This is a genomic window from Agrobacterium sp. El2ro-1b, assembly GCF_048298475.1.
Classification (GTDB): Bacteria; Pseudomonadota; Alphaproteobacteria; order Rhizobiales; family Rhizobiaceae; genus Agrobacterium; species Agrobacterium fabrum.
In genome coordinates this window covers 2,181,030-2,206,144 of sequence record NZ_CP103458.1, presented here as the reverse complement: position 1 = coordinate 2,206,144, position 25,115 = coordinate 2,181,030, and the positions used below count along the sequence as shown (strand labels likewise).

The following is a 25,115-nucleotide window of genomic DNA, read 5'->3' as shown; positions in this document are numbered from 1 at the left end:
AGCTATCGCGGGTTGATCGTAGTTCCTGAAACGGTACTTCGTCATCCTCGGGCTTGTCCCGAGGATCTGCAACCGATTGATTTTACGCGACATGATTAGACCCTCGGGACAAGCCCGAGGATGACGCAGAGTGTGAGGCGAGCTTTGCGGCACTTTCGGACTTACTGCGAGAGCCCCTCTCCTATGCCTCCAGCACTCATTTCTGCCGAATAAACAGGCAAATATTTTTACCAAATGATAAAAATTTTATCTTTTGGTAAAGGCTCGATGCGCCCCAAAATTTTATCCATTTGATAAAATTATTTTATTTGGTCTGGCACAGAACCTGCTACTCTTTTTGTCAAGTCAGGAGACACCTGACGTTAAAAAGGGAACTGCAAAATGGAAGTTGGTGTTTTTATCCCGATCGGGAACAATGGGTGGCTTCTTTCCGAAAACGCGCCGCAATACAAGCCGAGCTTTGATCTCAACAAGGCGATCACGCTGAAGGCGGAGCAATATGGTTTCGACTTCGCGCTGTCGATGATCAAGCTCCGCGGCTTTGGCGGCAAGACCGAATTCTGGGACTATAATCTGGAGTCCTTCACGTTGATGGCAGGCCTTGCCGCCGTCACTTCCAAGATCAAGCTGTTCGGCACCGCCGCCACGCTGGTCATGCCGCCGGCCATTGTTGCCCGCATGGCGACGACGATCGATTCCATTTCCGGCGGCCGTTTCGGTATCAACCTGATTACCGGCTGGCAGCGGCCGGAATATAGCCAGATGGGGTTGTGGCCGGGCGATGACTATTTCGGCGACCGCTACGAATATCTCGGCGAATACACCACCGTTCTGAAAGAGTTGCTGACGGACGGGCAATCGGATTTTAACGGCAAGTTCTTCAAGATGGAGGATTGCCGCATGAAACCGGTGCCGCAGGGCGATGTGAAGCTCATCTGCGCCGGCTCTTCCAATTCCGGCATGGCATTTTCGGCCAAGTTTGCCGATTACAGCTTCTGCTTCGGTGTTGGCGTCAATACACCGAAGGCCTTCGCGCCCACCAATGAGCGGCTGCTGGCGGCGACGGAAAAGTCCGGCCGCGAGGTGAAATCCGTCGTGCTGACGATGGTGCTTGCCGAGGAAAAATCCGAAGACGCCTGGGCGAAGTGGGAGCATTACAAGGCGGGCGCGGATGAGGACGCCATCAAGTGGCTCGGCCTGCAAAGCGCCGTCGACACCAAATCCGGCTCCGACACCAATGTGCGGCATATGTCCAATCCCGTCTCGGCGGTCAACATCAATATGGGAACGCTGATCGGCTCCTATGAGGAAGTGGCGGCGATGCTCGATGAGATGAGCGAAGTGCCGGGCACGGGCGGTGTGATGCTGACCTTTGACGACTTCCTCGAGGGCGTCGAAAAATTCGGCAAATATGTGCAGCCGCTGATGAAGAGCCGCCAGCATGTGCTGGCCGAACTGGAGGCAGCGGAATGAGTGAAGCCGTCGTGGCGGGATATAAGGGACCTGAAAGCCGCTCGGAAAGCGTGACGCTTCCCGCGAGGCCGGAGCCGATCACCCTGAAACCCAGCGAAACCGCCGTTGTCGTGGTCGACATGCAGAACGCCTATTCGACCGAGGGCGGTTACGTCGATCTGGCCGGTTTCGACATATCAGGCGCCAAGGGCACCATCGCCAACATCAAGAAAACGCTGGATGCGGCGCGGGCGGCGGGCGTTCAGGTCATTTATTTCCAGAATGGCTGGGACAAGGATTATGTCGAGGCGGGAGGGCCGGGCTCGCCCAACTGGCACAAGTCCAATGCGCTTAAGACCATGCGCAAGAGGCCCGAATTGCAGGGCCAGCTGCTGGCCAAGGGCACGTGGGATTATGCCATTGTCGATGAGCTGCAACCCCAGCCAGGCGATATTCTGGTGCCGAAGACGCGTTATAGCGGGTTCTTCAACACCAATATGGACAGCGTTTTGCGCGCCCGCGGTATCCGCAATCTGGTCTTCGTCGGCATTGCCACCAATGTCTGCGTGGAAAGCTCGCTGCGCGACGCCTTTCATCTCGAATATTTCGGGGTGATGCTGGAGGATGCCACCCATCATCTGGGGCCGGATTTTATCCAGCAGGCGACGGTCTACAATGTCGAGAAATTTTTCGGCTGGGTCGCCACCGTCAATGATTTCTGCGGCGTCATTTCGCAGGCCGCACCCGTCAGCGCTTGATATCCAACCACAAAGAGGAGAACGAAATGCCGAAGAAGATCATCGTGCCTGTTGGCACCAGCAAACCCATCGCTCCCTTTTCGCCGGGAACCCTTGCCGATGGCGTGGTTTATGTGTCCGGCACGCTGCCCTTCGACAAGGACAATAATGTCGTGCATGTGGGCGATGCCAGCGCCCAGACCCGCCATGTTCTGGAAACCATCAAGTCCGTCATCGAAACCGCCGGCGGCACGATGGAAGACGTGACGATGAACCACATTTTCATCACCGACTGGGCGAATTATCAGGCCGTCAACACGGTCTATGCCGAATATTTCCCCGGCGACAAACCTGCGCGATATTGCATCCAGTGCGGCCTTGTAAAGCCCGACGCGCTGGTGGAAATCGCCACCGTTGCCCATATCGGCAAATAGGCGAGACGGCAGATGATGCATTTCGAGGTTCATGGCCGGACCAATGTCGAGGCGCCCACCATCCTTTTGTCTTCGGGGCTGGGCGGATCCGGTGCCTATTGGGTGCCGCAGATCGAATTCCTTTCCCGTCATTTCCGCGTGGTCACCTATGACCACCGCGGAACCGGAAGGACGGGCGGGGAGGTGCCGGAGGATGGCGGCATATCTGCCATGGCGGATGATGTGCTGGAGATTGTCTCGGCTCTGAACCTCGAAAAATTCCACTTCATGGGTCATGCGCTTGGCGGTCTGATCGGCCTCGATATCGCGCTGCGCCGACCTGGCCTTATTGACAAGCTTGTGCTCATCAATGCCTGGAGCAAGGCCGATCCGCATTCCGGGCGCTGCTTTGACGTGCGGATCGAGCTTTTGGAAAAATCCGGCGTCGAGGCGTTCGTGAAAGCCCAGCCGCTGTTTCTTTATCCGGCGGCCTGGATGTCGGAACATCAGGAGCGGCTGGCGCGGGATGATGCCCATGGCGTCGCGCATTTTCAGGGCAAGGTGAATGTGCTGCGGCGTATTGCGGCGCTGCGGGCTTTCGATGTCGATAGCCGGCTTGGTGAGATCGACAATCCGGTGCTGGTGGTGGCGACGAAGGACGATCTTCTGGTTCCGTACACTCGTTCGCTGCGTTTGGCGGAGGGATTGCCGCAAAGCGAGCTTTGCCTTTTGGATTTCGGGGCCCACGCGGTCAATATCACCGAGCCTGACCTTTTCAACACCCGGCTGTTGCAGTTCCTTCTGCCAGCCGACCAGATATGATGACAGGATTTTAGAGCAAGATGACGAAAGCACTTGATGACAATGCACTGGACAACGGGGCACTGGACAACGGGGCACTGGGCAACGGGGCACTGGCAACGCTTTTCACCGAAGCACGCACCCACAATGGCTGGACGGACAAGCCGATCGGCGACGAGACGCTGAAGGCGCTTTACGACCTGACGAAGATGGGACCGACCTCAGCCAATTGCTCGCCAGCGCGTTTCGTCTTCGTGCGCAGCCAGGAGGGCAAGGAAAAGCTGAAGCCTGCGCTGTCTTCCGGCAATCTCGAAAAGACCATGGCCGCACCGGTGACTGTCATCGCCGCCATTGACAGCGAATTCTACGAGAAACTGCCGGAACTGTTTCCGCATGCCGATGCGCGTTCGTGGTTCACTTCCAGCCCGGCGGTGGCCGAAGAGACGGCCTTTCGCAACGCCACGCTTCAGGCCGGATATCTGATCCTTGCCGCTCGCGCGCTAGGACTGGATACCGGCGCCATGTCGGGTTTCGACAAGGGCAAGGTGGATGCGGCATTTTTTGCCGGGACGACGTGGAAGTCTAATTTCCTGATCAATCTCGGTTATGGCGATCCGTCGAAGCTCTTCGGCCGCCTGCCGCGCCTTGGATTTGAAGACGCCTGTGTGCTGGCTTGATGTGTGCTGGCTTGATGGCCTGTTAAGGAAGGATGGGTTAGATGCAGATGATGTCTCTCGAAAAGGAAGCGGCAATGGAGACGAAGACTGCTGAGCAGCGCAGCCTCGATTATAGAAACGCCATGGCGCGGCTCGGTGCGGCGGTCAACATCGTCACGACCAATGGTGCGGCTGGTCGTGCGGGCTTTGCAGCCACGGCCGTTTGCAGCGTTTCCGACAATCCCCCCACGCTTCTCGTCTGCCTCAACCGCAATGCCTCAGCCTACAAGGTGGTGAAGGCTAATGGCGTTATCTGCATCAATACGCTTGCCGCCCATCACGAAGTGCTGAGCACGCTTTTCGGCGGCAAGACGCCGGCGGACGAGCGCTTTGCAGCCGGCAGCTGGGGTGTGCTCGAGACTGGCGCTCCGGTTCTGGAAGACGCACTGGTTTCTTTCGATTGCCGTATCCGCGAGGCGCATGACGGCGGCACGCATGATATTCTGATCTGCACTGTCGTTGATATGAAGATCAATGCGGGTGATGAAGCGCTGATGTATTTCAACCGGCGTTACCGGGTGCTTTGAACGGGTCGATTTACCCATATCGGGATAGGAAGAAGGCGTTCCCGGTTTCCCGGAAACGCCTTTCTCATTACTTGATGAGCGGCAGAAGCTCGTTGATCGACTTCTTCGCGTCGCCATAGAACATGCGCGTATTGTCCTTGTAGAACAGCGGGTTCTCGATGCCGGAGTAACCCGTTCCCTGGCCGCGCTTGGAGACGATGACGAGCTTCGACTTCCACACTTCCAGAACCGGCATGCCGGCGATCGGTGAATTCGGATCGTCCTGTGCCGCCGGATTGACGATGTCGTTGGAGCCGATGACGATGACGACGTCGGTGCTCGGGAAATCGTCGTTGATCTCGTCCATTTCCAGCACGATGTCGTAGGGCACCTTCGCTTCGGCGAGCAGCACGTTCATATGACCCGGAAGACGGCCTGCCACCGGATGGATGGCGAAACGCACGGTCTTGCCGTCGGCGCGCAGCTTGCGGGTCAGTTCGGAGACCGCGCTCTGGGCCTGCGCCACCGCCATGCCATAACCGGGCACGATGATGACGCTGTCGGCGTCGTTGAGTGCTGCGGCCACGCCCTCGGCGTCGATCGCCACCTGCTCGCCCTCGATTTCCATCGCCGGTCCCGTCGTGCCGCCGAAGCCGCCGAGGATGACCGAGATGAAGGAGCGGTTCATCGCCTTGCACATGATGTAGGAGAGGATCGCACCAGAGGAGCCGACCAGCGCGCCCGTCACGATCAGGAGATCGTTGCCGAGCGTGAAGCCGATGGCGGCGGCCGCCCAGCCGGAATAGCTGTTCAGCATCGAAACGACGACAGGCATGTCCGCGCCGCCGATGCCCATGATCAGGTGGTAACCGATGAAGAAGGCGGCGAGCGTCATCAGGACAAGCGTCCATGCGCCAGCGCCGTTGCAATACATGATGAGCAGCACGAGCGACAGGATCGCAGCACCGGCGTTCAGCAGGTGTCCGCCCGGCAGCTTCTTCGCCTTGCCGTCCACCTTGCCGGCAAGCTTGCCGAAGGCGACGACGGAGCCGGTGAAGGTGACTGCGCCGATGAAGACGCCAAGGAAGACCTCGACCTTCATGATCGCCAGTTCCACCGGCGTCTTGTGGGCGAGGATGGCGGAAAAGCCTGTCAGCAACGACCGCGCCGTCTCATCGAGCGAGGCGACATGCGCTTCTTCGATATGGGCGTTAAAGCCGATGAAGACGGCGGCAAGACCGACGAAGGAGTGAAGGGCGGCCACAAGCTGCGGCATTTCGGTCATCTGCACGCGGCTTGCGACGAAGTAGCCGAGAACCGAGCCGCCGACTAGCATCAGGAGGACGACGAGCCATTGCCCGACACCCTTGCTGATTTCAGGGCCGAAGACAGTGGCGACGATGGCGAGACCCATGCCTGTTATGCCGTACCAGACGGCGCGCTTGGCGCTTTCCTGTCCGGAAAGGCCACCGAGGGAAAGGATGAAAAGAACGGCTGCGGCAACATAGGCCGCGGAAACGATACCAATGGTCATTTATTTAAATCCCCGCACGCTCAGGACTTCTGGAACATGGCGAGCATGCGCCGTGTCACGAGGAAACCGCCGACGATGTTGATCGTCGCGATCAGGACGGAAAGCGAGGCAAGGATCACCACCAGCCAGTTGCCGGAGCCGATCTGCAGCAGCGCGCCGATGATGACGATGCCGGAAATGGCGTTCGTCACGGCCATCAGCGGTGTGTGCAGCGAATGGCTGACGTTCCAGATAACCTGGAAACCGATGAAGCAGGCGAGCACGAAGACGATGAAGTGGCTCATGAAGCTTGCCGGTGCAAAAAGACCGACGAGCAGCAGCAGTGCCGTGCCGATAACCAGCAGCCCGACCTGGCTTTTGGTCTGCGCCTTGAACTCGGCCCGTTCTTTCGCGTGTTTTTCCTCGGGCGTCAGCTCTTTGATCCGTTCCTTCGGCTTCTGCGCGGCAATGGCCTGGATCTTCGGCGGCGGCGGCGGGAAAGTGATCTCGCCCTGATAGGTGACGGTCGCGCCGCGGATGACGTCGTCTTCCATGTTGTGAACCGGCTTGCCGTCCTTTGCGGGCGTCAGATCGGTCATCATGTGACAGATATTGGTGGAATAGAGCGTCGAGGCCTGCGCCGCCATGCGGCTCGGGAAATCCGTGTAACCGATGACGATGACGCCATTGTCGGACACGACGCGCTGGTCGGGCACCGTGAGATCGCAATTGCCGCCGCGCTCAGCAGCGAGGTCGATGATGACAGAACCCGGCTTCATTGCCGCCACCATGTCGGCGAGCCACAGTTTCGGGGCGTCGCGGCCGGGGATCAGCGCCGTGGTGATGACGATATCGATCTGCGGCGCGAGTTCGCGGAACTTCTCGAGCTGCTTTTCGCGGAATTCCGGCGAGGAGGGGGCGGCATAACCGCCGGTCGCTGCGCCATCCTGTTGTTCGGCAAAATCGAGATAGACGAATTGTGCGCCCATGGATTCGATCTGCTCGGCCACTTCCGGACGCACGTCGAAGGCGTAGGTGATGGCGCCGAGCGAGGTGGCCGTGCCGATGGCGGCAAGACCGGCAACGCCGGCACCGATGACCAGAACCTTGGCGGGCGGCACCTTGCCGGCGGCTGTTACCTGACCGGTGAAGAAGCGGCCGAAATTGTTACCGGCCTCGATCACGGCGCGATAACCGGCGATATTGGCCATGGAGGACAGGGCGTCCATTTTCTGGGCGCGGGAAATGCGCGGCACCATGTCCATGGCGATGACGTTGGCGCCCTTTTCCTTCGCCTGCTCCAGAAGGTCCTTGTTCTGGGCGGGATAAAAGAACGAGATCAGCGTCTTGTCCGAAGACAGGCGATCAATCTCCGACGTTTCCGGCGGACGAACCTTGGCGATGATGTCGGAGCCGGCGAAGAGCGCGTCGGCGCTATCGACCACGGTGACCCCAGCCGCGCGATAGGCGTCGTCGGAAAAACCGGCCGCCTTGCCGGCGCCGGCCTCGATCACGCAATCATATCCGAGTTTCTGCAGGGCCTGCGCGCTGTCGGGCGTCATGCCGACGCGCGCTTCGCCCTCATATAATTCCTTAGGCGTTCCGATTCTCAAAACTGCTCTCCCATTTCCCGTCCTGATAAGCCGTCATAGCCCATTTCGGGCGTTTTTGTCTTGTTCTTGCTGTTTTTCTACCTGCGGCGGATTGACGGGCGGGAAAAGGCCATTTGGGGCGGTCGCGGTACGGCGACAATAAAAAACCCGGCGCCGTGGCGCCGGGCTCTTGTTTGCTATGGTTTTCGCTCAATCCATGGCGTGGATATCGCGATCCTTGGTTTCCGGCAGGAACAGCAGGCCGATGCCCAGCGTGATGCCTGCAAAGATGATCGGGTACCAGAGACCGTAATAGATATCGCCCTTCGCCGCGCTCATCGCAAAGGCGGTGGCGGGCAGAAGGCCGCCGAACCAGCCGTTGCCGATGTGATAGGGCAGCGACATGCCGGAGTAGCGAATGCGGGTCGGGAACAGTTCGACCAGGAGTGCCGCGATCGGGCCATAGACCATCGTCACATAGATGACGAGGACGGTGAGAACCGCGATAATGACGACCCAGTTCACGGCAGCCGGATCGGCCACCATGGCAAAGGCGCCACCGCCGGCCACGGTGTAGACGGCCATTTCCGACGCTCCGGTTGCTTCGGCCGGTGTCAGCAGCTTGTCGGCCACCAGCTTGTCGGTCGCAACCATCTTCTTGTCGGTGGCGCGAACGGCATCGGCATTGAGGTTAAGCTCCGGGTTTGCGGCAATGAAGGCATCCAGTTTTGCGTCCGGCACCTGTGCCGCGCCGCGCACCAGCGGGTAGCCGCCATCGTGAAGCGCAATATTGACCTGCTTCTGGAAGGCCCTGTCCTTGGCTGCCGCATCTGCACCCGCAGCGACCACATCATAGCTGGTGATGGTGGCATCGCCGATCTTCACGGTTGCCGGCTGGCCGGCGGGTCCTGCAACCACGTCATAAGGCACGGAATTGCGTGTCAGGAACGAGGTGGCGATATCGCAGGATGTGGTAAATTTTGCCGTGCCCGTCGGGTTGAACTGGAATTTGCAGTCGCCCGGCGCGGCGCTGACGGTGGCGCGAACGCTGGACTGTGCCTGCGCAAGCGCGGGGTTACCTGCCCATGTCAGTGCCTTGAACAGCGGGAAATAGGTCAGCATGGCAAGGATCAGGCCGGCCATGATGATCGGTTTGCGGCCGATCTTGTCGGACAGCCAGCCGAAGATGACGAAGAAGCTGGTGCCGAGAATGAGCGCTGCCGCCACCATGATATTGGCGGACTGGCCATCGACCTTCAGAATGCTCTGCAGGAAGAACAACGCATAGAACTGGCCCGTGTACCAGACAACGGCCTGGCCGATGACGGCGCCGACAAGCGCAATGAGCGCGATCTTGGCGTTTTTCCACTGGCCGAAGGCTTCGCTGAGCGGCGCCTTGGAGGTCTTGCCCTCTTCCTTCATCTTCTTGAAGGCGGGGGATTCGTTCATTTTCAGACGAATCCAGACCGAAACGCCAAGCAGCAGAACGGAAACGAGGAACGGAATGCGCCAGCCCCAGGCGGCGAAGGCTTCCTTGCCGAGTGCGAACTGCACGCCGAGAATAACCATCAGCGATAGGAACAGGCCGAGCGTCGCCGTCGTCTGGATCCATGAGGTGTAATAGCCTCTGCGACCGTTGGGCGCGTGTTCTGCCACGTAGGTTGCAGCACCACCATATTCACCGCCAAGCGCCAGACCCTGCAGCATGCGCAGGACGATCAGGATGATCGGGGCTGCGATGCCGATCTGGGATGCACCGGGCAGGACACCGACGAGGAAGGTCGAAACACCCATGATGAGAATGGTGATCAGGAAGGTGTACTTACGGCCGACAATGTCGCCGAGGCGCCCGAACACCAGCGCGCCGAAGGGGCGCACGAGGAAGCCGGCGGCAAAAGCCAGAAGCGCGAAAATGTTACGCGTTGTTTCCGGATATTGGCTGAAGAAGTTCGCGCCGATATAGATCGCGAGCGAGCCGTATAGATAAAAATCGTACCATTCGAAGACTGTTCCGAGAGAAGAGGCGAAAATCACCTTCTTCTCCTCGCCCGTCATTGGACGGGCAGCGCCGCTTGCGGCTGCAATATTTGCCATTCTCTGTCCTCCACAGATGTCCCAATCGACGCATTGCGGAGCCCGTCTCTCTCCTCCGGACTCACCTTGCGGCTGCGATGCGCGTGACATCAGAGTGACAGAAAATTAACCCCAGTAAGAGCGATGCTTTCGGATTATGACTTTAGTCTAAGGCGGGGCGTCCTGAAAATGTCGCGCGATGCGGTTTGGCTATCGTTCAGGTGGCCTTTCGATGCGCCTTTTTCCTTGACACAAAGGAGAAACCTTCTAATAGCTTCTCGCGAAGAAGGAGCATCACCTTGCGCATGCATGTTGCAGACATGTTCGTCATGGAAGGACCGGCACAATCCGCCGGCGATGATCCGCGCCTTTCTTATTCTATCCGAATTACGGCCAAAACGACGATTAAAACCGTCTGACGTCTCTGGCCACCGCTCTCTCCCCGGTTTGGCTGGGGATCGAGGAAGCCGCGATCTAATGCGGGTTCCCCACCTCACCAAAAAGAGGAGAGACAGAAAGAGAGCTTGATCATGGGTTTCAAAGTTGCAATTGCAGGCGCCACCGGCAACGTCGGTCGCGAAATGCTCAATATCCTGGCCGAACGCGGTTTTCCGGCAGATGAAGTCGTGCCGCTCGCTTCCGCCCGCTCGCAGGGCACGGAAGTCTCCTATGGCGATCGCACGCTGAAGGTTTCCAACCTCGAAAACTACGATTTTTCCGACACGGATATTTGCCTGATGTCGGCCGGCGGCGAGATTTCCAAGAAGTGGTCGCCGAAGATCGGCCAGCAGGGTTGCGTCGTCATCGATAACTCGTCTGCATGGCGCTACGATCAGGAGGTTCCGCTGATTGTTCCGGAAGTCAATCCGGATGCGGTTACGGGCTTCACCAAGAAGAACATCATTGCCAACCCCAATTGCTCTACGGCACAGCTCGTTGTTGCGCTAAAGCCGCTGCATGATTTCGCCAAGATCAAGCGCGTCGTTGTCTCCACCTACCAGTCGGTTTCCGGCGCCGGCAAGGAAGGCATGGACGAGCTGTTCCAGCAGACCCGCGCCGTCTTCGTGGCCGATCCGGTCGAAACCAAGAAGTTCACCAAGCGCATCGCCTTCAACGTCATTCCGCATATCGATGTCTTCATGGAAGACGGCTATACGAAGGAAGAGTGGAAGGTTCTGGCCGAAACCAAGAAGATGCTTGATCCCAAGATCAAGGTAACCTGCACGGCCGTGCGCGTTCCGGTTTTCATCGGCCATTCGGAATCGGTCAATATCGAGTTCGAAAACGAGATCACTGCCGACCAGGCGCGTGACATCCTGCGCGAAGCGCCGGGTTGCCTCGTCATCGACAAGCATGAAGATGGCGGCTACATCACCCCGGTTGAATCCGCCGGTGAAGATGCAACCTATATTTCGCGTATCCGCGAGGATGCGACGGTCGAAAACGGCCTCAACATCTGGGTTGTTTCGGACAATCTGCGCAAGGGTGCTGCCCTCAATGCCATCCAGATCGCCGAACTGCTGGTCAATCGTGGTCTCATCAAGCCCCGCAAGGCGGCTGCCTGATACGATTTTTTAAGGTTCGTTAAGTATAACCCGTCTGTTCTGTGTGGGGCAGGCGGGTTTTTCAATTGGCCGTCATCACGGCCAGTTTATTTGCAGGCCTTGCTGCCGAAAGGCAATTTAGGCCGCCAAAGGCTAGTTTGGCACCTGAATCATACAGTATTGATGGTTTGGTTCTCGGGAAATTTTCCCCAAAATATATCAAAGGCAGATTTTGATGCGGGCAATGAAGGCAATTCTGGCTGGTGTGGCCATGGTCTCGGTTCTGGCGGCGACGCCGGTTATGGCGGCGCAATGCGGCAACACTTCGGCGGGCTTCGATGCCTGGGTCAGCGCCTTCAAGCAGGAAGCGGCAGGCCGCGGCGTCAGCGCTTCGGTGCTCGATCGCGCCTTCTCCGGCGTCTCCTACAATCAGGCGACCATCCGCGCCGATCGCGGCCAGCACAGTTTCAAGCTGTCCTTCGAACAGTTCATGCAGAAGCGCGGTGGTCAGACGATCATTTCGCGCGGCAAGACCATGAAGAAGAACAATGCAGCTCTCTTCGCCTCGATCGAAAGAACTTACGGCGTACCGGCCGGCCCGCTTTTGGCCATCTGGGGGATGGAAACCGGCTTTGGCGGCTTCATGGGCAACCAGCACACGCTTTCGGCCGTGGCGACGCTGTCCTTCGACTGCCGCCGTTCGGATTATTTCACCGAGCAGCTTTATGCGGCGCTGAAGCTGGTCGGCAGCGGTTCGCTCAACGTCAATGCCAAGGGTGCGGCCCATGGTGAAATCGGCCAGACGCAGTTCCTGCCTTTGAACGTCGTGCGTTACGGCGTGGATTTCGATCGCGACGGCCGCATCGATCTCGTCGGTTCGCGCGCCGATGCGCTGGCCTCGACGGCCAATTTCCTCGTCGGCCATGGATGGCAGCGCGGTGCGGGTTATCAGCAGGGACAGCCGAGTTTTGCGGCGATCCAGGGTTGGAACGCCGCAAGCGTCTACCAGCAGGCCATCGCCTTCATCGGCAAGGCGATCGACGGCCAATAAGGCTGTTAGCTTGAAAGGTCTTGTGATCACAGGACCTTGTCCGCATTTTCGACGTCATCCTCGGGCTTGTCCCGAGGATCTGCGACGCTTCGATTTTCTGTGAGGTGGTTAGATCCTCGGGACAAGCCCGAGGATGACGTTAGTTGCCGGAGCGGGCCTGAAAAGTGCCTATTGAACCACCAGCTTCACTTACAAATCCGGGCGGCGAAAGTCGCCCGTTTTGCTGTCCATCACCCACAATTCACCGGTCGAGATATCGAACCATGCGCCGTGCAGCTTGACCTTGCCGGCGGTCTCCTGCGCCTTGACGAAGGGGAAACCACGCAGATTGGCGATGGAATTGCGGATGGAAACGCGCTCCAGCGCCGTCTGCCGTTCGGAGGCGGTCATGATGTCGTTGCTCTGGATTTGTTCGGCCGCCGATTTGACCATGTTCATCCATTTGCCGATGAAATCGCCTGGTGACAGTGGCTCGAGATTGGGGTCGAGTGCCGCCTGAATGCCGCCGCAGCGGCCGTGGCCCATGACGACGATATCCTTCACCTTCAGAACCTGTACGGCATATTCGATTGCGGCTGATGTGGCGTGGTACTGACCGTCCGGCTCGAAGGGCGGCACCATGTTGGCGACGTTGCGAACAACGAAAAGCTCTCCCGGTCCGCAGTCGAAAATGGTTTCCGGCGCCGAACGGGAGTCACAACAGGCAATGAACAGGGTCTGCGGTTTCTGTCCGGTATCGGCGAGAACGCGGTATCTTTCGCGCTCATCGACATAGCGGCCGCTCATGAAGTTCTTGTAGCCGTTGAGAAGGGTTTCCGGAAAATCTTTCATCTATCGCAGTACCGTTGTGGTTGGACCGAGATCAAGAGAGGAACTCGGCGCGTTGAAGACCAATCCTTTAGAGCATTTTCGCTTTTCTTCGAACCGCGAAACCGCTCCAACTCCTTGTCTGCCGCATTTCCGGACGGAAAACCGGGATCCAGTTTTCCTGGAAATGCTCTAGTCGCTATTTGCGCTTGCTGCGTGAAGGATGCAAGAGATGACGCATCTGCACCATGGCCATGGGTGTGGAAAGACTTGATGAGTCGGTCTCGAGCGTCAGTTCGTTCATCCCGCGTTTTTTCGTTCGCGCCAGAATTTCGAAGACGCTGGCTGTTGCCAGTTGCAGCGCCTTTTCATCATCCACGCCTTCCAGCAGGCGGGCAAGGAACAGCGCCGACATCAGGTCGCCGAGGCCGTTCGGCGCATTCTCTATGGCGCGGTGTTCGGCAAGCAGGGCGTGACGGCCGCTGAGGTAAAGATTGCCGGTGCCGCCCGTCATCATCGGCACGGCTGAGGTGACCAGCATTTTCGGCGGACCGAGGGACAATGCGGCATCCATGATGGCATTGTTGGTCTCAAGTTCCGCGCCGCTCATCCAGGCGAGTTCGTAGCGGTTTGGCGTGGCGACGGTGGCAAGCGGGATGAGGTGATCGCGGATGGCTTCGGCGGTCTCAAGGGGAATGTAAAGCCCGCCCAGATCGCCCATGACCGGGTCGCAGGCGTAAATCAGCGCCGGGTTCTTTTCCTTCAGATTGCGGATCAGCCTTGCGACGGAGCGGACCTGCGCGGCGCTGCCGAAATAACCGGTCAGAACAGCCTTGACCTCGCCAATCCATTGGGCGTTTTCGAGGTCGGTCATGGCCTTGTCGAAATCGTCATCCTGAAAGCGCATGCGGGTGGATGGGCCGTGGCCGGGATGCCAGGGCATGACGATGGTCGGCACCGCCCAGACCGGATAACCGAGGGTCTCCAGCGCAAAAACGGCGGCGCGGTTGCCGACGGAGCCACGCATGACGTGGCTGGAAATGACGATGACGGCGCCCTGTGTATTTTCCTGCATCACGGCCTTCTTGCTTTCAAACATCGCAGAAGCGCGCAAGTGCTCCTGCCTAGAGATCAAGATGCGCTCTCATGACATATCGCAAGGCCGGTTTCCACCGTTAATCCCGCAAGGGTCTGTCCCGCAAAAGCATGAGCGGGGCCGGGCGTTCTTCTGTTGCAGGGGCGTCACCTGTCATTGCGGGATCGGCTGAGTGCTCTATAGTCTTTTCATGCTCGATCTCGTCATTGCCTATTGGCCGCATATCCTTGCCGTTCTCTCCATCTTGATGGGTACCGTGGCGGCCGTGCATGCCACGATGACGAAGGAGGAGGTGCGTTCCGCGCTGGGCTGGGTGGGCGTCATCGTGCTGTCGCCGATCGTCGGCGCGGTCATCTACGCCATCGCCGGCATCAACCGCATCCGCCGGTCGAACATCACCCAGCAGCGGTCCTTCATGCTGGACGAGATCATGGATCGCGTGGCGCGCCTCGATGCCAGCAACGATATGATCGCGACGCGTTTCGGCCGCCGTTTCGAGGCGATGAAGACGCTTGGCGACCGGGTGACACGCCACGCGCTGACGACCGGCAACGGCATCGAGCCGCTGGTGAGCGGGGATGTCGCCTATGCCGCCATGCTGGAGGCGATCGAGGAGGCGAAGCGGTCAATCATTCTCGAAACATATATTTTCGATAATGACCGGATCGGCGCCCGTTTCGTCGCGGCGCTTGAAAGGGCGAAGCTGCGTGGCGTGGAGGTGAGGGTGCTCATCGATGCGGTCGGCGCCCGCTATTCGGTTCCGAGCATCCTGCCGACACTCAGGGATAAGGATATCGTTGCGGATGTCTTCAACGGCAATGTCATCATGGGGCTGCGGCTGCCCTATGCCAATCTGCGTACCCACCGCAAGATCCTCGTGGTGGACGGACGTATCGCCTTCAGCGGCGGCATGAATATCCGCGAGGGTTTCACCCTGGAATTCGGTGGCGAAAGCCAGTCGCACGACACGCATTTCAAGATTACCGGGCCGGTGGTCTCCGATTTTTTCTCCATTGCCGCGGAAGACTGGCGCTTCACGACGGGGGAGGTTCTCGACGCACCGGTCTGGGATATCGCCATTCCCGATGGTGTGCCGGGGTCGCAGATCGTTGCCCGCGTCTGCTCCTCGGGGCCGGACAAAAGCATCGAGACCAGTCACAAGATGCTGATGGGGGCCTTTTCGGTGGCACGCTCCTCCATTCTCATCATGTCGCCCTATTTTCTTCCCGATCGGGAGCTTATTTCGGCCCTCATTACCGCGGCAAGGCGGGGGTGCGTCGTGGATATCATCGTGCCGAAAAGCAACAATCTGGTGCTTGTCGACAGGGCGATGACGGCGCAGTTCGACCAGATGCTGAAGAATTATTGCCGCATCTGGCGGGCGACCGGGGCTTTCAATCATTCCAAGCTTCTGGTGATTGACGGGCGCTGGAGCTATATCGGCTCCTCCAATCTCGATCCGCGGTCGCTGCGGTTGAACTTCGAGATCGATCTCGAAGTCATGGACGAAGAATTTGCCGGGACGATCGGAGATCGCATCCGGAATGCGCGTGAAACTGCCTTGCCCGTGCGGCTCAGCGAACTGAATGCGCGGCCATTCGTTGTCCGTTTTGTGGAGCGTGTCCTGTGGCTCGCTTCACCCTATCTTTAGAGTGCGGTGCGCCCGAAAGGACGTCCCGCGAGACCGGAGGCATAAACGCGTGAAAAAGAACGGTTTGCTGGATGATGAAAAAACGGCTTTGACGAAAAATACCAGCCTGTCCGCCTTCGTCATGCAATCGCTGCGCGACCGCCGCCAGCGGCAGAATGCGGCGCCGGCGACCAAAGATCATTCCTTTCCGGTCATCGCTTCCTACAATGTGCATAAATGCGTCGGCCGCGACCGCAAGTTCGACCCTGATCGTACCAGCCGCGTCATTCAGGAAATCGGCGCCGACATCATCGCCCTTCAGGAAGCGGACAGCCGTTTCGGCGAGCGCACGGGCCTGCTCGATCTTGCCCGGCTGGAGCGGGAAAGCGGCCTAGTTCCCGTGCCGGTGCAGGCAGGCGTGAAGGCGCATGGCTGGCATGGCAATGTCGTGCTGTTCAGGGAAGGGGCTGTCAGGGACGTGCATACGCTGAAGTTGCCGGGGCTGGAGCCGCGCGGCGCGCTCGTCGTGGAACTCGATCTGAAAAGCGGCGGCACGCTCCGGGTCATCGCCGCCCATTTCGGCCTTCTCAGACATTCCCGCGCCCAGCAGGCCAAGGCGCTTGTCGGTCTTCTGGAGGCGCGCAACGAATGCGCGACCATCCTCATGGGAGACCTGAATGAATGGCGTCTCGGTAACGGATCGTCACTCAATACGTTCCGGGATGCTTTCGGCACCCTGCCGCCGGCGGTGCCGAGTTTTCCGTCCAACCTGCCGGTGCTGGCGCTCGACCGCATCATCGCCAATCGCGAAGGGTTGATCGAGCAGGTGGAGGCGCATGACAGCGCGCTGGCGCGCATCGCCTCGGACCATCTGCCGCTGAAAGCCGCGATCCGCACCGACCTGCTTGCGGCCTGAGCCGCTGCCCCATCCGGCGCGACTTGCAGTCCTTCACGCCGCCGTCAAATGACCGCTGCGCGAGCGCGCTTCGAGCAACGACGTGCGAATGGCCTCCATCAGCCGCTCTCGGTTGTTCCTGGTTTTGCCCCTGTCCAGATTCTGCGCGGAAAGCGCGAGATCGAGACCCTCATGCATCACGATCGAATAGGCAACGGTGGTTGCCCAGTTTTCGTAATCCTGCTCCATCATGTCGCCCCTGAACTAAATCATTTAGTCCGAATCACCCTGATCTCGAAAATTACCACAAAATATAAAGCATAAAATAGCATTGTTTCTTTCATCGCTGGCTGACCTTGCGGATATATTGCCTTTTGCCAGTTTTAACGCGGCGCAATATAAGAGTGATCTCCACTTAAGTATTTGAAACGGATTCTATTTCAGCGATGTCGCATGAATGCCTTCAGCCATGAAAAACGCCGCGCATCTGATGATGCGCGGCGGGCTTGCGTCGAAGGTTGCGGTGGATGGGGTGCGGCGTCAGCCGGCCTTTTCGAGCTTGTAGTCCGAATTGGCCGGTTCTTCCTGCTTGTGCTGGATGAGCGGGCGGTTGCCCGCCAGCTTGCGCACCAGCACGTAGAAAACAGGGGTCATGAAGATGCCGAAGAACGTCACGCCGATCATGCCGGAGAACACTGCGACACCCATGGCGGCGCGCATTTCCGCACCCGCACCTGTCGAGATGACCAGCGGCACCACGCCCATGATGAAGGCGAGCGAGGTCATCAGGATCGGGCGAAGGCGAAGCCGGCTTGCCTCCACGGCCGCCTGAAGCGGCGTTCGCCCTTCGAACTCCAGCTCCCGGGCGAATTCCACGATCAGGATCGCGTTCTTCGCCGACAGACCCACAAGGACGACAAGGCCGATCTGCGTAAAGATGTTGTTATCCCCTCCCGTCAGCCAGACGCCCGTGAGGGCCGCGAGCACGCCGAGCGGCACGATCAGGATGATCGCGATCGGCAGGGTGAGGCTTTCATATTGCGCAGCGAGCACGAGATAGACGAGCAGCAGCGCTAGAGGAAAGACCACGATGCTGGAGTTACCTGCCAGGATCTGCTGATAGGTCAGGTCGGTCCATTCGTAATCGATACCGGCGGGCAGGTTCTCAGCAAGGATTTTCTCCATAGCCGCCTGAGCCTGTCCCGAGGAGAAGCCCGGTGCGGGACCGCCGTTGATATCGGCCGCAAGGAAGCCGTTATAACGGTTGGTGCGCTCCGGTCCCGTCGTCGCATCCACCTTCAGCAGCGTGGACAGCGGGATCATCTGACCCGTTGCGGAGCGAACCTTCAGGCGGCCGATATCTTCCGCATGGGCGCGGAACTGTGAATCCGCCTGCACCCGAACGCTGTATGTCCGTCCGAAGGCGTTGAAGTCGTTGACATAGAGCGAGCCGAGATAGATCTGCAGCGTCTGGAAGACGTCGCTGACAGAGACACCCAGCTGTTCGGCCTTGGCGCGGTCTAGATCGGCGAAGAGCTGCGGCACGTTGATCTGGAAGCTGGAGAAGATGCCCGCCAGCTCCGGCGTCTGATACGCCTTGGCGATCACGGCTTTCGCCGCTTCGTCGAGCGTCTGGTAACCGTAACCGGCGCGATCCTCGATCTGCAGCTTGAAGCCGCCTGTCTGGCCGAGACCGTTGACCGGCGGCGGCGGGAACATGGCGATAAAGGCATCCTGAATGCCGGCAAATTTCTGGTTCAGCTGCATGGCGATGGCGCCACCGGACAGTTCCGGTGTCTTGCGCTTTTCGAAGTCATCGAGAACCGCGAAGACGATGCCGGAATTGGAGCCGATGGTGAAGCCGTTGATCGACAGGCCGGGGAAGGCGATGGCGTGGCTGACGCCGGGCGTTTCCATGGCGATCGCGCTCATCCGCTTGATGACGCTTTCGGTGCGGTCGAGCGTTGCACCATCGGGAAGCTGGGCGAAACCGATCAGATACTGCTTGTCCTGCGCCGGCACGAAGCCGCTCGGCACTGTCGTGAACATGCCGTAAGTGGCGGCCACCAGCGCCATATAGACGATCATGACAAGGCTCTTGCGCGTCACCAGCCCGCCGACGGTCTTGCCGTAGCCGTTCGAGGCAGCGCCGAAGGCACGGTTGAAGCCACGGAAGAACCAGCCGAAAATCCGGTCCATGAAGCGGGTCAGCCAGTCTTTCGGCGCACCGTGTTCCTTGAGCAGCAGGGCCGCAAGCGCTGGTGACAGCGTCAGCGAATTGATGGCCGAAATGACGGTGGAGATGGCGATCGTCAGCGCGAACTGCCGGTAGAACTGGCCGGACAGGCCGGAGATGAAGGCAAGCGGCACGAAGACGGCGACCAGAACCAGCGCAATGGCGATGATCGGTCCGGAGACTTCACGCATCGCCTTATAGGTGGCGTCACGCGGTGAGAGCCCGTTTTCGATGTTTCGTTCGACGTTTTCGACAACCACGATCGCGTCATCCACCACGATACCGATGGCCAGCACAAGGCCGAACAAAGTCAACGCGTTGATGGAGAAACCGAAGGCATACATGACGGCGAAGGTGCCGATGATCGAGACCGGAACGGCGATCAGCGGAATGATCGAGGCGCGCCAGGTCTGGAGAAAGAGAATGACGACGAGCACCACGAGGCCAACGGCCTCGAGGAGTGTATCGACAACCTTCTCGATGGAGGAGCGCACAAATTTCGTCGTATCATAGACGATCTCGTATTTCACACCGTCAGGCATTGCCAATTGCAGATTGTCCATGGTCGCCCGGACATTGTCGGCGATTTCGATGGCGTTGGAGCCGGGAGCCTGAAGTACTGCCACAGCCACGGCGGGTTCACCATCCAGCAGCGAGCGCAGCGTGTAATCGGCCGCACCCAGTTCGATGCGGGCGACATCACGCAGGCGGGTGATTTCGCCATTGGCGCCGCTCTTGACGATGATGTTGCCGAATTCTTCCGGTGTCGTCAGACGGCCCTGGGCATTGACGTTGAGCTGAAGATCGACCCCGTTCGGGCTTGGCGAAGCGCCGATGACGCCGGCTGCGGCCTGAACGTTCTGCTGGCGGATGGCGTCGGAAACGTCGGCGGCGGCCAGATCATGTTCCGCCACCTTCTGCGGATCGAGCCAGACGCGCATGGAATAGTCACCCGCGCCGAAGACCTGAACCTGGCCGACACCTTCGATGCGGGCAAGACGATCCTTGACGTTCAGCGTCGCATAGTTGCGCAGATAGGTGATGTCATAGGCGTCGGTCTTCGAGACGAGGTTGACGACCATGATGAAGTCGGGCGAGCTCTTGACGGTGGTGATGCCGAGCGCGCGCACTTCCGCCGGCAGGCGCGGTTCGGCCTGCGACACGCGGTTCTGAACCAGCTGCTGCGCCTTGTCCGGGTCGGTGCCGAGCTTGAAGGTGACGGTCAGCGTCAGCACGCCGTCAGATGTTGCCTGGCTGCCCATGTAGAGCATGTCCTCGACGCCGTTGATCTGTTCTTCCAGCGGCGTTGCAACGGTTTCGGCGATAACGGTCGGGTTCGCGCCGGGATAGGTGGCACGGACGACGACGGATGGCGGAACGACTTCCGGATATTCGGAAATCGGCAGGGCGCGCATGCCGAGAAGGCCCGCGACCACGATCAGGATCGACAGCACGCCGGCGAATACCGGCCTGTCGACAAAAAATCTGGAAATATTCATATCCAGTCCCTCTCCGGGTATTTAGGAATGCGAAGGCTGTTCCGGCGGCAATCCTGCCGCCGGTGAAGGCCGGTTCTGTGTGAATGCGCGTCTCGCGATACTGCGGGACGCTTACTGATCAAAGAGGCGGGTTACTGCGAGGCCGCAACCTTGTCCTCCGCCTGCGGTGCGATGGTCGCACCGGGACGGATGCGCTGCAGGCCGTTGACGACGATCGTATCACCGGCGGCAAGGCCGCTGTCGATGATGCGCTGGCCATCAGCCGGAGCGCCGGGCTTGATCTGGCGGTAGCTCACCTTGTTTTCGGCATCGACCACGAAGACGAAGCGCTTGTCCTGATCCGTGCCGATGGCGCGGTCGCTGATGACGATGCGGTTTTCCGGCTTCGGTTCGCCCATGCGTACCCGCACGAACTGGCCGGGAATCAGCCTGCCATCCGGATTGTCGAAGATGGCGCGCACACCGATGGTGCCGCTTGCCGAATCCACCTGGTTGTCGATCAGGTGCAGCGTGCCCTTGATCGGCGTGCCTTCATCCGAAAGCGTGCCGATTTCGACCGGAATCTGTTCCAGTGCCGGCAGGGCGCCATCGGTCTTCGGCAGCTCTGCGAGAGCCTTTGCCACCGTACCCTCGCTGGCATTGAAGCTCGCATAGATCGGGTTGACCGATACCAGCGTCGTCAGTGCCGGCGAGGTCGAGCCGGCGGCAACGAGGTTGCCGGCGGTGATTTCGATCCTGCCGACCCTGCCGGAAACCGGCGCGATGATTTCGGTGTAACCAAGATCAAGCTGGGCGGTGGTCAATGCTGCGCGGGCGGCGCGAAGCTGGGCTTCGGCATCCGCAAACGAGCTTTGACGCTGGTCGAGATCGCTCTGGGAGATGGTGCGGTTGTCGGAAAGCCTGCGGCCACGGTCGAGTTCCGTCTTTGCAAGGCTGACCTTGGCTTCGGCGGAAGCGACCTGTCCTTCAGCGCCCGCAACTGCGGCCTGATAGGGGGCCGGGTCGATGGTGAAGAGGGGGTCACCTTCCTTCACCAGCGCGCCTTCGCGGAAATGCACGGCCTTGATCTGGCCGGCGACGCGGGAGCGGATCTGCACCCGGTCGACAGCTTCGAGACGGCCGGAAAATTCCTCCCAGCGCATCACATCACGGCTTTCCACCTTGGCGACGGTGACCGGGATCGCCGGCGTTTCGGCAGGCGTGGAAGCGGCCGTGGCATTGCGGCTGGTGGGGAGGTCGAAAAACAGTGCTCCTGCTGCAACGGACATGGCAAGCCCGATGCCGGCACCCGTCAGGGCCCGGCGCTTTGTGTTCAGCGTCATGGGTATCTCCTTGGCCCCAGATCAGGAGCCGATCAGTTTCTCAATAAATGCGGTATTCAGTGTTTCAATTGGTCAACGAAGGTCTTGAACTCCGAACAGACGGAGGAAACCCATCCGCCGCCCTCTCCTTGATAAAGCCCCGTCCAGCCGACGCCGGCGGGGAAAACATGGCTCCGCACGCTGACACCCGAAGCGATGAGGCGGTCTCCATAATTGACCGTTTCGTCGCGCAGAGGATCATCCTCGGCGGTAAAGATCAGCGCCGGTGCCACCCGGTTCAGCCGCGTACACTGGCAGGGCGCGGCATAGGGGTGGAAAAACCCGCACGCCTTGGCAAGGTAATGGCTCCAGCCATCAGCCCAACGCTGGCGCATACCAATCCTGTCCGCGTCGCGGAATGATTCCGTCGTCATCATCGGATCGATCATGGGCGACAGAAGAATCTGGCCTGCGAGTTTGCCCGGCATGCGATCACGGGCCTTCAGCGCAAGACCCGCCGCCACATTCCCGCCAGCCTCTTCGCCGGCCACGAACAGCAGCGATTTCGCACCGCCATAATGCTTGCGATCCCGGCTCAGATGATCGAGCGCTTCGAATGCGCAATCGATCACCATCGGAAATTCATTGCCGGAGGGCTTGCTATAGTCAGCCTCGACAACGATGGCACCGCTTTCCGCCAAAGCGCGGGCCACGGGAAGTTCCGGGCAATTGCCGCCCTTGTCCAGAAACGAACCGCCGCGCAGATAAAGGATCACGGGCGGATGGCTGCACAGGCCGGCACTTTCATATCGACGCACGGAGAGCTCAGATGCGGAGCCTCCACAACGTTTGATATTTTCCCAGTGCGCGTTCATCTGATCCGGTCCCGTGCATCGCCATCGGCAACGCACCATATTTGCAAAATCTGAAATTCATATTATTGTTCGGGAGAAAACGATCAAGTATGTCAAAATGAAAACACTATTCCAAAAAAACGGATAATAGCTTCATGGATCAGCTTTCCGCCATGCGGGTTTTTACGCGGGTCGTGGAAACCGGCAATTTCAGCCGCGCCGCCACCGCGCTGAACATGCCCAAAACCACCGTCACCAATATGGTGCAGGCGCTCGAGGCGCATTTGCAGACCACGCTTCTCAACCGCACCACGCGGCGGGTGATGCTGACGACGGACGGCGCTCTCTATTATGAGCGGGCATCACAGATTTTATCGGAAATCGAAGAGTTGGACGGCAGTATGTCCAGCGCGCAGGTGCAGCCATCCGGCCGGTTGCGAGTGGAAATGGCCGGTGTCTTCGCGGACATGGTGGTTATCCCACATCTTTGCGAATTTTACCAGCGCTATCCGCAAATCCGTCTCGATCTCGGCGTTGGCGACCGCCTGGTCGACTATATCGCGGAGAATGTCGACTGTGCGCTGCGGGTGGGTGTGCTGCGCGATCAGTCGCTGATTGCCCGTAAAGTCGGCGAGCTGCGGTTCGAGACATTCACCTCGCCATCCTACATCGAAAATTTCGGCATGCCGCGTGAGCCGGAAGATCTGGAGAAGAATCACTATTCGGTGGGTTACCTCAATGCCACCACCGGCCAGATCATGCCGGCCTCTTTCGACAATGGCGTGCGCAGCGTCGAGCTGACCCCGAACTACGTCGTTTCGGTGAATGACAGCCGCACCTATCTCAATGCGGCGCTGGCAGGCATGGGCATCGTGCAGCTTCCTGTCTTCATGGTGAGGGATGCGCTCTCGCGCGGTGAGCTGGTGCCGGTGCTTTCGGAATGGCGGCGCGAAGCCATGCCGATCTATGTGGTTTATCCGCAGACGCGGCATGTGACCAACAAGGTGCGCGTTTTTGTCGACTGGCTGGCGAAGCTGGTTCACGGGCTGGTGTGAGGCAGGCGGCGAATGCCAATGGCATGGCATGAGCCACAGCCGCCGCCAATTGTCTTATCTATCTGGAAACTGGAGCGGGCGAAGGGATTTGAACCCTCGACCCCAACCTTGGCAAGGTTGTGCTCTACCCCTGAGCTACACCCGCTCAAAACCGCTGGTCCGGGGTAGTTCGCTGGACTGCGGGCCGCCGAAGTTCGGCGACGGCTGCTATATCGCTCAATCGATTTTGGAATGCAATAGTTTCTTTTGCGGTTTCGGTGGAAATCCCTCCGGCCGCGGGTTTATTCCAAAGGGCGCACCCGATACGGCTCCAGATGGAGGCAGGGGCTGGCGAAAGCGTTGTTTCGGCTGGTGTTTATTCCCGTGGCAAAGGGTGCACGGACGACCGATAATGCAGGAAATAACCTGTTTACATTTGGTTAAAATCTGATTCGACAAGTGATTCGTTCGGGTGTACAAAATTGATGCCCACGGAAAACAAACGATACTTGGCATATCATCATCGGGAGGATGAGCCTTGTCGTACGCAGCTTTTGAAAGAGTCGGCGCACAATTGTCGCCAGAACAAATCACCGATTTGCAGAATATTTTCGACGGTGTTTGTTTCGAGTGCCTTCAAGATCGCAGCAGCCATGTTGCCAATGAATGTGCAGCAATTTTGATCCGTAGCGCTCAGCGCGGCATTCTGGATCATGAAATGCTGCGCGACATAGGGCTTGCGGTTCTGCGCCGCCATTGATGACATCATCTCTACTAAAAAAGCGCCCGAATCTCTCGGGCGCTTTGCTGTGACGGGCCTGCTGGAAATGCTTTCGGCTCAGCTCTTTTCCTGCACATGGGCTTCGAGGAACCACAGTGACTTGTCGAGATCGCGCGAGGCGGCGGTGAAGATGTCGGCCGTCGTCGGATCGCCGGCTTCATCGGAATCGTCGATCGCCTTGCGGATCATGTTGGCGACTTCGCCATAACGCTCGATCAGAGCGTCGAGATGATCGTGGATTTTATAGATATCGGTCGGATAGGCCTTGAGCTTTGTCGTCGAGGAGACGGCTTGCAGGCTGCCGAGTGCGGTGCCGCCCAGTTGCACGACGCGTTCGGCAATCGTATCGCCGTGATTGTCGAGCTGGGTGCGGAAGGTGTCGAGAAGCTCGTGGACGGCGATGAATTGCGGGCCTTTCAGGTTCCAGTGCGCCTGCTTGGTGACAAGCGCGAGATCGATCACCGAGGCCAGAGATTCGTTCAGAATGCCGATCACGGTCGATTTGGCGTTGGAAGGCAGGTCGTTCTTCGTCTTGTGCGTCTTCATCGATGTCTCCTGAAGTTGCGGACGGAATGCCGCTTTGG

General features: G+C 59.1%; 22 protein-coding genes and 1 tRNA gene. 12 read left to right on the top strand and 11 right to left on the bottom strand.

Features of this window, described 5'->3' with window-relative positions:
* Nucleotides 1–381: 381 nt before the first annotated feature.
* Genes rutA through rutF form a run of 6 tightly spaced genes read left to right on the top strand, consistent with a single transcriptional unit; the run spans nt 382 to nt 4,646 of the window.
* On the top strand, nt 382–1,473 hold the full coding sequence (rutA, locus tag NYR50_RS10965; RefSeq protein WP_174009268.1) for a pyrimidine utilization protein A: 1,092 nt from the start codon (nt 382–384) through the stop codon (nt 1,471–1,473).
* Nucleotides 1,470–2,210, top strand: a complete 741-nt coding sequence (rutB, locus tag NYR50_RS10960; RefSeq protein ID WP_006312121.1) for a pyrimidine utilization protein B — start codon at nt 1,470–1,472, stop codon at nt 2,208–2,210. The genes rutA and rutB overlap by 4 nt, the downstream gene beginning before the upstream one ends.
* 26 nt (nt 2,211–2,236) lie before the next feature.
* Complete coding sequence (rutC, locus tag NYR50_RS10955) at nt 2,237–2,623, top strand: pyrimidine utilization protein C (RefSeq protein WP_004443491.1); 387 nt, start codon at nt 2,237–2,239, stop codon at nt 2,621–2,623.
* A 12-nt stretch (nt 2,624–2,635) separates the two neighbouring features.
* Complete coding sequence (rutD, locus tag NYR50_RS10950; protein WP_418135952.1) at nt 2,636–3,424, top strand: pyrimidine utilization protein D; 789 nt, start codon at nt 2,636–2,638, stop codon at nt 3,422–3,424.
* A gap of 20 nt (nt 3,425–3,444) precedes the next feature.
* Complete coding sequence (locus NYR50_RS10945) at nt 3,445–4,080, top strand: malonic semialdehyde reductase (RefSeq protein WP_418135951.1); 636 nt, start codon at nt 3,445–3,447, stop codon at nt 4,078–4,080.
* Nucleotides 4,081–4,121: 41 nt separating this feature from the next.
* Nucleotides 4,122–4,646 carry an NADH-dependent FMN reductase RutF gene (gene rutF / locus NYR50_RS10940; RefSeq protein WP_418135950.1) on the top strand — a complete coding sequence of 175 codons (525 nt, stop codon included), beginning with the start codon at nt 4,122–4,124 and terminating at the stop codon, nt 4,644–4,646.
* A 67-nt stretch (nt 4,647–4,713) separates the two neighbouring features.
* Here rutF and NYR50_RS10935 read toward each other — a convergent pair whose 3' ends face one another.
* From NYR50_RS10935 to NYR50_RS10925, 3 genes are all read right to left on the bottom strand, one after another.
* Nucleotides 4,714–6,159, bottom strand: a complete 1,446-nt coding sequence (locus NYR50_RS10935; RefSeq protein ID WP_418135949.1) for an NAD(P)(+) transhydrogenase (Re/Si-specific) subunit beta — start codon at nt 6,157–6,159, stop codon at nt 4,714–4,716.
* Between the two features lie 20 nt (nt 6,160–6,179).
* Nucleotides 6,180–7,751, bottom strand: a complete 1,572-nt coding sequence (locus NYR50_RS10930) for a Re/Si-specific NAD(P)(+) transhydrogenase subunit alpha (protein WP_418135948.1) — start codon at nt 7,749–7,751, stop codon at nt 6,180–6,182.
* Between the two features lie 189 nt (nt 7,752–7,940).
* Nucleotides 7,941–9,824: an MFS transporter gene (locus NYR50_RS10925; RefSeq protein WP_418135947.1), complete on the bottom strand. Its 1,884-nt coding sequence runs from the start codon at nt 9,822–9,824 to the stop codon at nt 7,941–7,943.
* A gap of 509 nt (nt 9,825–10,333) precedes the next feature.
* On the opposite strand from NYR50_RS10925, the gene NYR50_RS10920 reads away from it, so the two are divergent.
* Together NYR50_RS10920 and NYR50_RS10915 are read left to right on the top strand one after the other, a co-directional pair.
* Nucleotides 10,334–11,368, top strand: a complete 1,035-nt coding sequence (locus NYR50_RS10920) for an aspartate-semialdehyde dehydrogenase (protein ID WP_418135946.1) — start codon at nt 10,334–10,336, stop codon at nt 11,366–11,368.
* A 214-nt stretch (nt 11,369–11,582) separates the two neighbouring features.
* Complete coding sequence (locus NYR50_RS10915; RefSeq protein ID WP_006312113.1) at nt 11,583–12,398, top strand: lytic murein transglycosylase; 816 nt, start codon at nt 11,583–11,585, stop codon at nt 12,396–12,398.
* A 189-nt stretch (nt 12,399–12,587) separates the two neighbouring features.
* Here the strand turns inward: NYR50_RS10915 and NYR50_RS10910 are convergent, their stop codons facing one another.
* Together NYR50_RS10910 and pdxY are read right to left on the bottom strand one after the other, a co-directional pair.
* The gene (locus tag NYR50_RS10910; RefSeq protein ID WP_418135945.1) at nt 12,588–13,229 is read right to left on the bottom strand and encodes a carbonic anhydrase; all 642 of its coding nucleotides are present in this window, start codon (nt 13,227–13,229) and stop codon (nt 12,588–12,590) included.
* A 175-nt stretch (nt 13,230–13,404) separates the two neighbouring features.
* Nucleotides 13,405–14,280, bottom strand: coding sequence for a pyridoxal kinase PdxY (pdxY, locus tag NYR50_RS10905; protein ID WP_306017945.1), 876 nt, complete (start codon nt 14,278–14,280; stop codon nt 13,405–13,407).
* A gap of 211 nt (nt 14,281–14,491) precedes the next feature.
* Between pdxY and NYR50_RS10900 the strand changes: the two genes are divergently transcribed.
* Together NYR50_RS10900 and NYR50_RS10895 are read left to right on the top strand one after the other, a co-directional pair.
* On the top strand, nt 14,492–15,952 hold the full coding sequence (locus tag NYR50_RS10900; RefSeq protein ID WP_174009320.1) for a phospholipase D-like domain-containing protein: 1,461 nt from the start codon (nt 14,492–14,494) through the stop codon (nt 15,950–15,952).
* Between the two features lie 49 nt (nt 15,953–16,001).
* Complete coding sequence (locus tag NYR50_RS10895) at nt 16,002–16,847, top strand: endonuclease/exonuclease/phosphatase family protein (protein WP_174020748.1); 846 nt, start codon at nt 16,002–16,004, stop codon at nt 16,845–16,847.
* Between the two features lie 33 nt (nt 16,848–16,880).
* Here NYR50_RS10895 and NYR50_RS10890 read toward each other — a convergent pair whose 3' ends face one another.
* From NYR50_RS10890 to NYR50_RS10875, 4 genes are all read right to left on the bottom strand, one after another.
* Entirely contained in the window at nt 16,881–17,078 is a 198-nt protein-coding gene (locus tag NYR50_RS10890) for a hypothetical protein (protein ID WP_006312106.1), read from the bottom strand.
* Nucleotides 17,079–17,366: 288 nt separating this feature from the next.
* Nucleotides 17,367–20,561, bottom strand: coding sequence for an efflux RND transporter permease subunit (locus NYR50_RS10885; protein WP_418135944.1), 3,195 nt, complete (start codon nt 20,559–20,561; stop codon nt 17,367–17,369).
* 131 nt (nt 20,562–20,692) lie between these two features.
* Nucleotides 20,693–21,883 carry an efflux RND transporter periplasmic adaptor subunit gene (locus NYR50_RS10880; RefSeq protein ID WP_174009258.1) on the bottom strand — a complete coding sequence of 397 codons (1,191 nt, stop codon included), beginning with the start codon at nt 21,881–21,883 and terminating at the stop codon, nt 20,693–20,695.
* Nucleotides 21,884–21,939: 56 nt separating this feature from the next.
* Nucleotides 21,940–22,737: an alpha/beta hydrolase fold domain-containing protein gene (locus NYR50_RS10875; RefSeq protein WP_035215019.1), complete on the bottom strand. Its 798-nt coding sequence runs from the start codon at nt 22,735–22,737 to the stop codon at nt 21,940–21,942.
* Nucleotides 22,738–22,871: 134 nt separating this feature from the next.
* Between NYR50_RS10875 and NYR50_RS10870 the strand changes: the two genes are divergently transcribed.
* A complete protein-coding gene (locus NYR50_RS10870; protein ID WP_418135943.1) occupies nt 22,872–23,771 on the top strand; it encodes a LysR family transcriptional regulator in 900 nt (299 codons plus the stop codon).
* A 70-nt stretch (nt 23,772–23,841) separates the two neighbouring features.
* On the opposite strand, the gene NYR50_RS10865 is transcribed toward NYR50_RS10870, so the two are convergent.
* A tRNA-Gly gene (locus NYR50_RS10865) sits at nt 23,842–23,916 on the bottom strand.
* Nucleotides 23,917–24,288: 372 nt separating this feature from the next.
* Between NYR50_RS10865 and NYR50_RS10860 the strand changes: the two genes are divergently transcribed.
* A complete protein-coding gene (locus tag NYR50_RS10860) occupies nt 24,289–24,510 on the top strand; it encodes a hypothetical protein (RefSeq protein ID WP_161991265.1) in 222 nt (73 codons plus the stop codon).
* A 78-nt stretch (nt 24,511–24,588) separates the two neighbouring features.
* Here the strand turns inward: NYR50_RS10860 and dps are convergent, their stop codons facing one another.
* Nucleotides 24,589–25,077 (bottom strand): DNA starvation/stationary phase protection protein Dps, encoded by a 489-nt coding sequence (dps, locus tag NYR50_RS10855; RefSeq protein ID WP_006312098.1) that lies wholly within the window; start codon nt 25,075–25,077, stop codon nt 24,589–24,591.
* Nucleotides 25,078–25,115 lie beyond the last annotated feature (38 nt).

What these genes read in the sequence shown, in the direction of transcription:
- rutA (WP_174009268.1), top strand. Translation starts at nt 382, where the DNA reads ATGGAAGTTGGTGTTTTTATCCCGATCGGGAACAATGGGTGGCTTCTT.
- rutB (WP_006312121.1), top strand. Translation starts at nt 1,470, where the DNA reads ATGAGTGAAGCCGTCGTGGCGGGATATAAGGGACCTGAAAGCCGCTCG.
- rutC (WP_004443491.1), top strand. Translation starts at nt 2,237, where the DNA reads ATGCCGAAGAAGATCATCGTGCCTGTTGGCACCAGCAAACCCATCGCT.
- rutD (WP_418135952.1), top strand. Translation starts at nt 2,636, where the DNA reads ATGATGCATTTCGAGGTTCATGGCCGGACCAATGTCGAGGCGCCCACC.
- NYR50_RS10945 (WP_418135951.1), top strand. Translation starts at nt 3,445, where the DNA reads ATGACGAAAGCACTTGATGACAATGCACTGGACAACGGGGCACTGGAC.
- rutF (WP_418135950.1), top strand. Translation starts at nt 4,122, where the DNA reads ATGCAGATGATGTCTCTCGAAAAGGAAGCGGCAATGGAGACGAAGACT.
- NYR50_RS10935 (WP_418135949.1), bottom strand. Translation starts at nt 6,159, where the DNA reads ATGACCATTGGTATCGTTTCCGCGGCCTATGTTGCCGCAGCCGTTCTT.
- NYR50_RS10925 (WP_418135947.1), bottom strand. Translation starts at nt 9,824, where the DNA reads ATGGCAAATATTGCAGCCGCAAGCGGCGCTGCCCGTCCAATGACGGGC.
- NYR50_RS10920 (WP_418135946.1), top strand. Translation starts at nt 10,334, where the DNA reads ATGGGTTTCAAAGTTGCAATTGCAGGCGCCACCGGCAACGTCGGTCGC.
- NYR50_RS10915 (WP_006312113.1), top strand. Translation starts at nt 11,583, where the DNA reads ATGCGGGCAATGAAGGCAATTCTGGCTGGTGTGGCCATGGTCTCGGTT.
- NYR50_RS10910 (WP_418135945.1), bottom strand. Translation starts at nt 13,229, where the DNA reads ATGAAAGATTTTCCGGAAACCCTTCTCAACGGCTACAAGAACTTCATG.
- pdxY (WP_306017945.1), bottom strand. Translation starts at nt 14,280, where the DNA reads ATGCAGGAAAATACACAGGGCGCCGTCATCGTCATTTCCAGCCACGTC.
- NYR50_RS10900 (WP_174009320.1), top strand. Translation starts at nt 14,492, where the DNA reads ATGCTCGATCTCGTCATTGCCTATTGGCCGCATATCCTTGCCGTTCTC.
- NYR50_RS10890 (WP_006312106.1), bottom strand. Translation starts at nt 17,078, where the DNA reads ATGATGGAGCAGGATTACGAAAACTGGGCAACCACCGTTGCCTATTCG.
- NYR50_RS10885 (WP_418135944.1), bottom strand. Translation starts at nt 20,561, where the DNA reads ATGAATATTTCCAGATTTTTTGTCGACAGGCCGGTATTCGCCGGCGTG.
- NYR50_RS10880 (WP_174009258.1), bottom strand. Translation starts at nt 21,883, where the DNA reads ATGACGCTGAACACAAAGCGCCGGGCCCTGACGGGTGCCGGCATCGGG.
- NYR50_RS10875 (WP_035215019.1), bottom strand. Translation starts at nt 22,737, where the DNA reads ATGAACGCGCACTGGGAAAATATCAAACGTTGTGGAGGCTCCGCATCT.
- NYR50_RS10870 (WP_418135943.1), top strand. Translation starts at nt 22,872, where the DNA reads ATGGATCAGCTTTCCGCCATGCGGGTTTTTACGCGGGTCGTGGAAACC.
- dps (WP_006312098.1), bottom strand. Translation starts at nt 25,077, where the DNA reads ATGAAGACGCACAAGACGAAGAACGACCTGCCTTCCAACGCCAAATCG.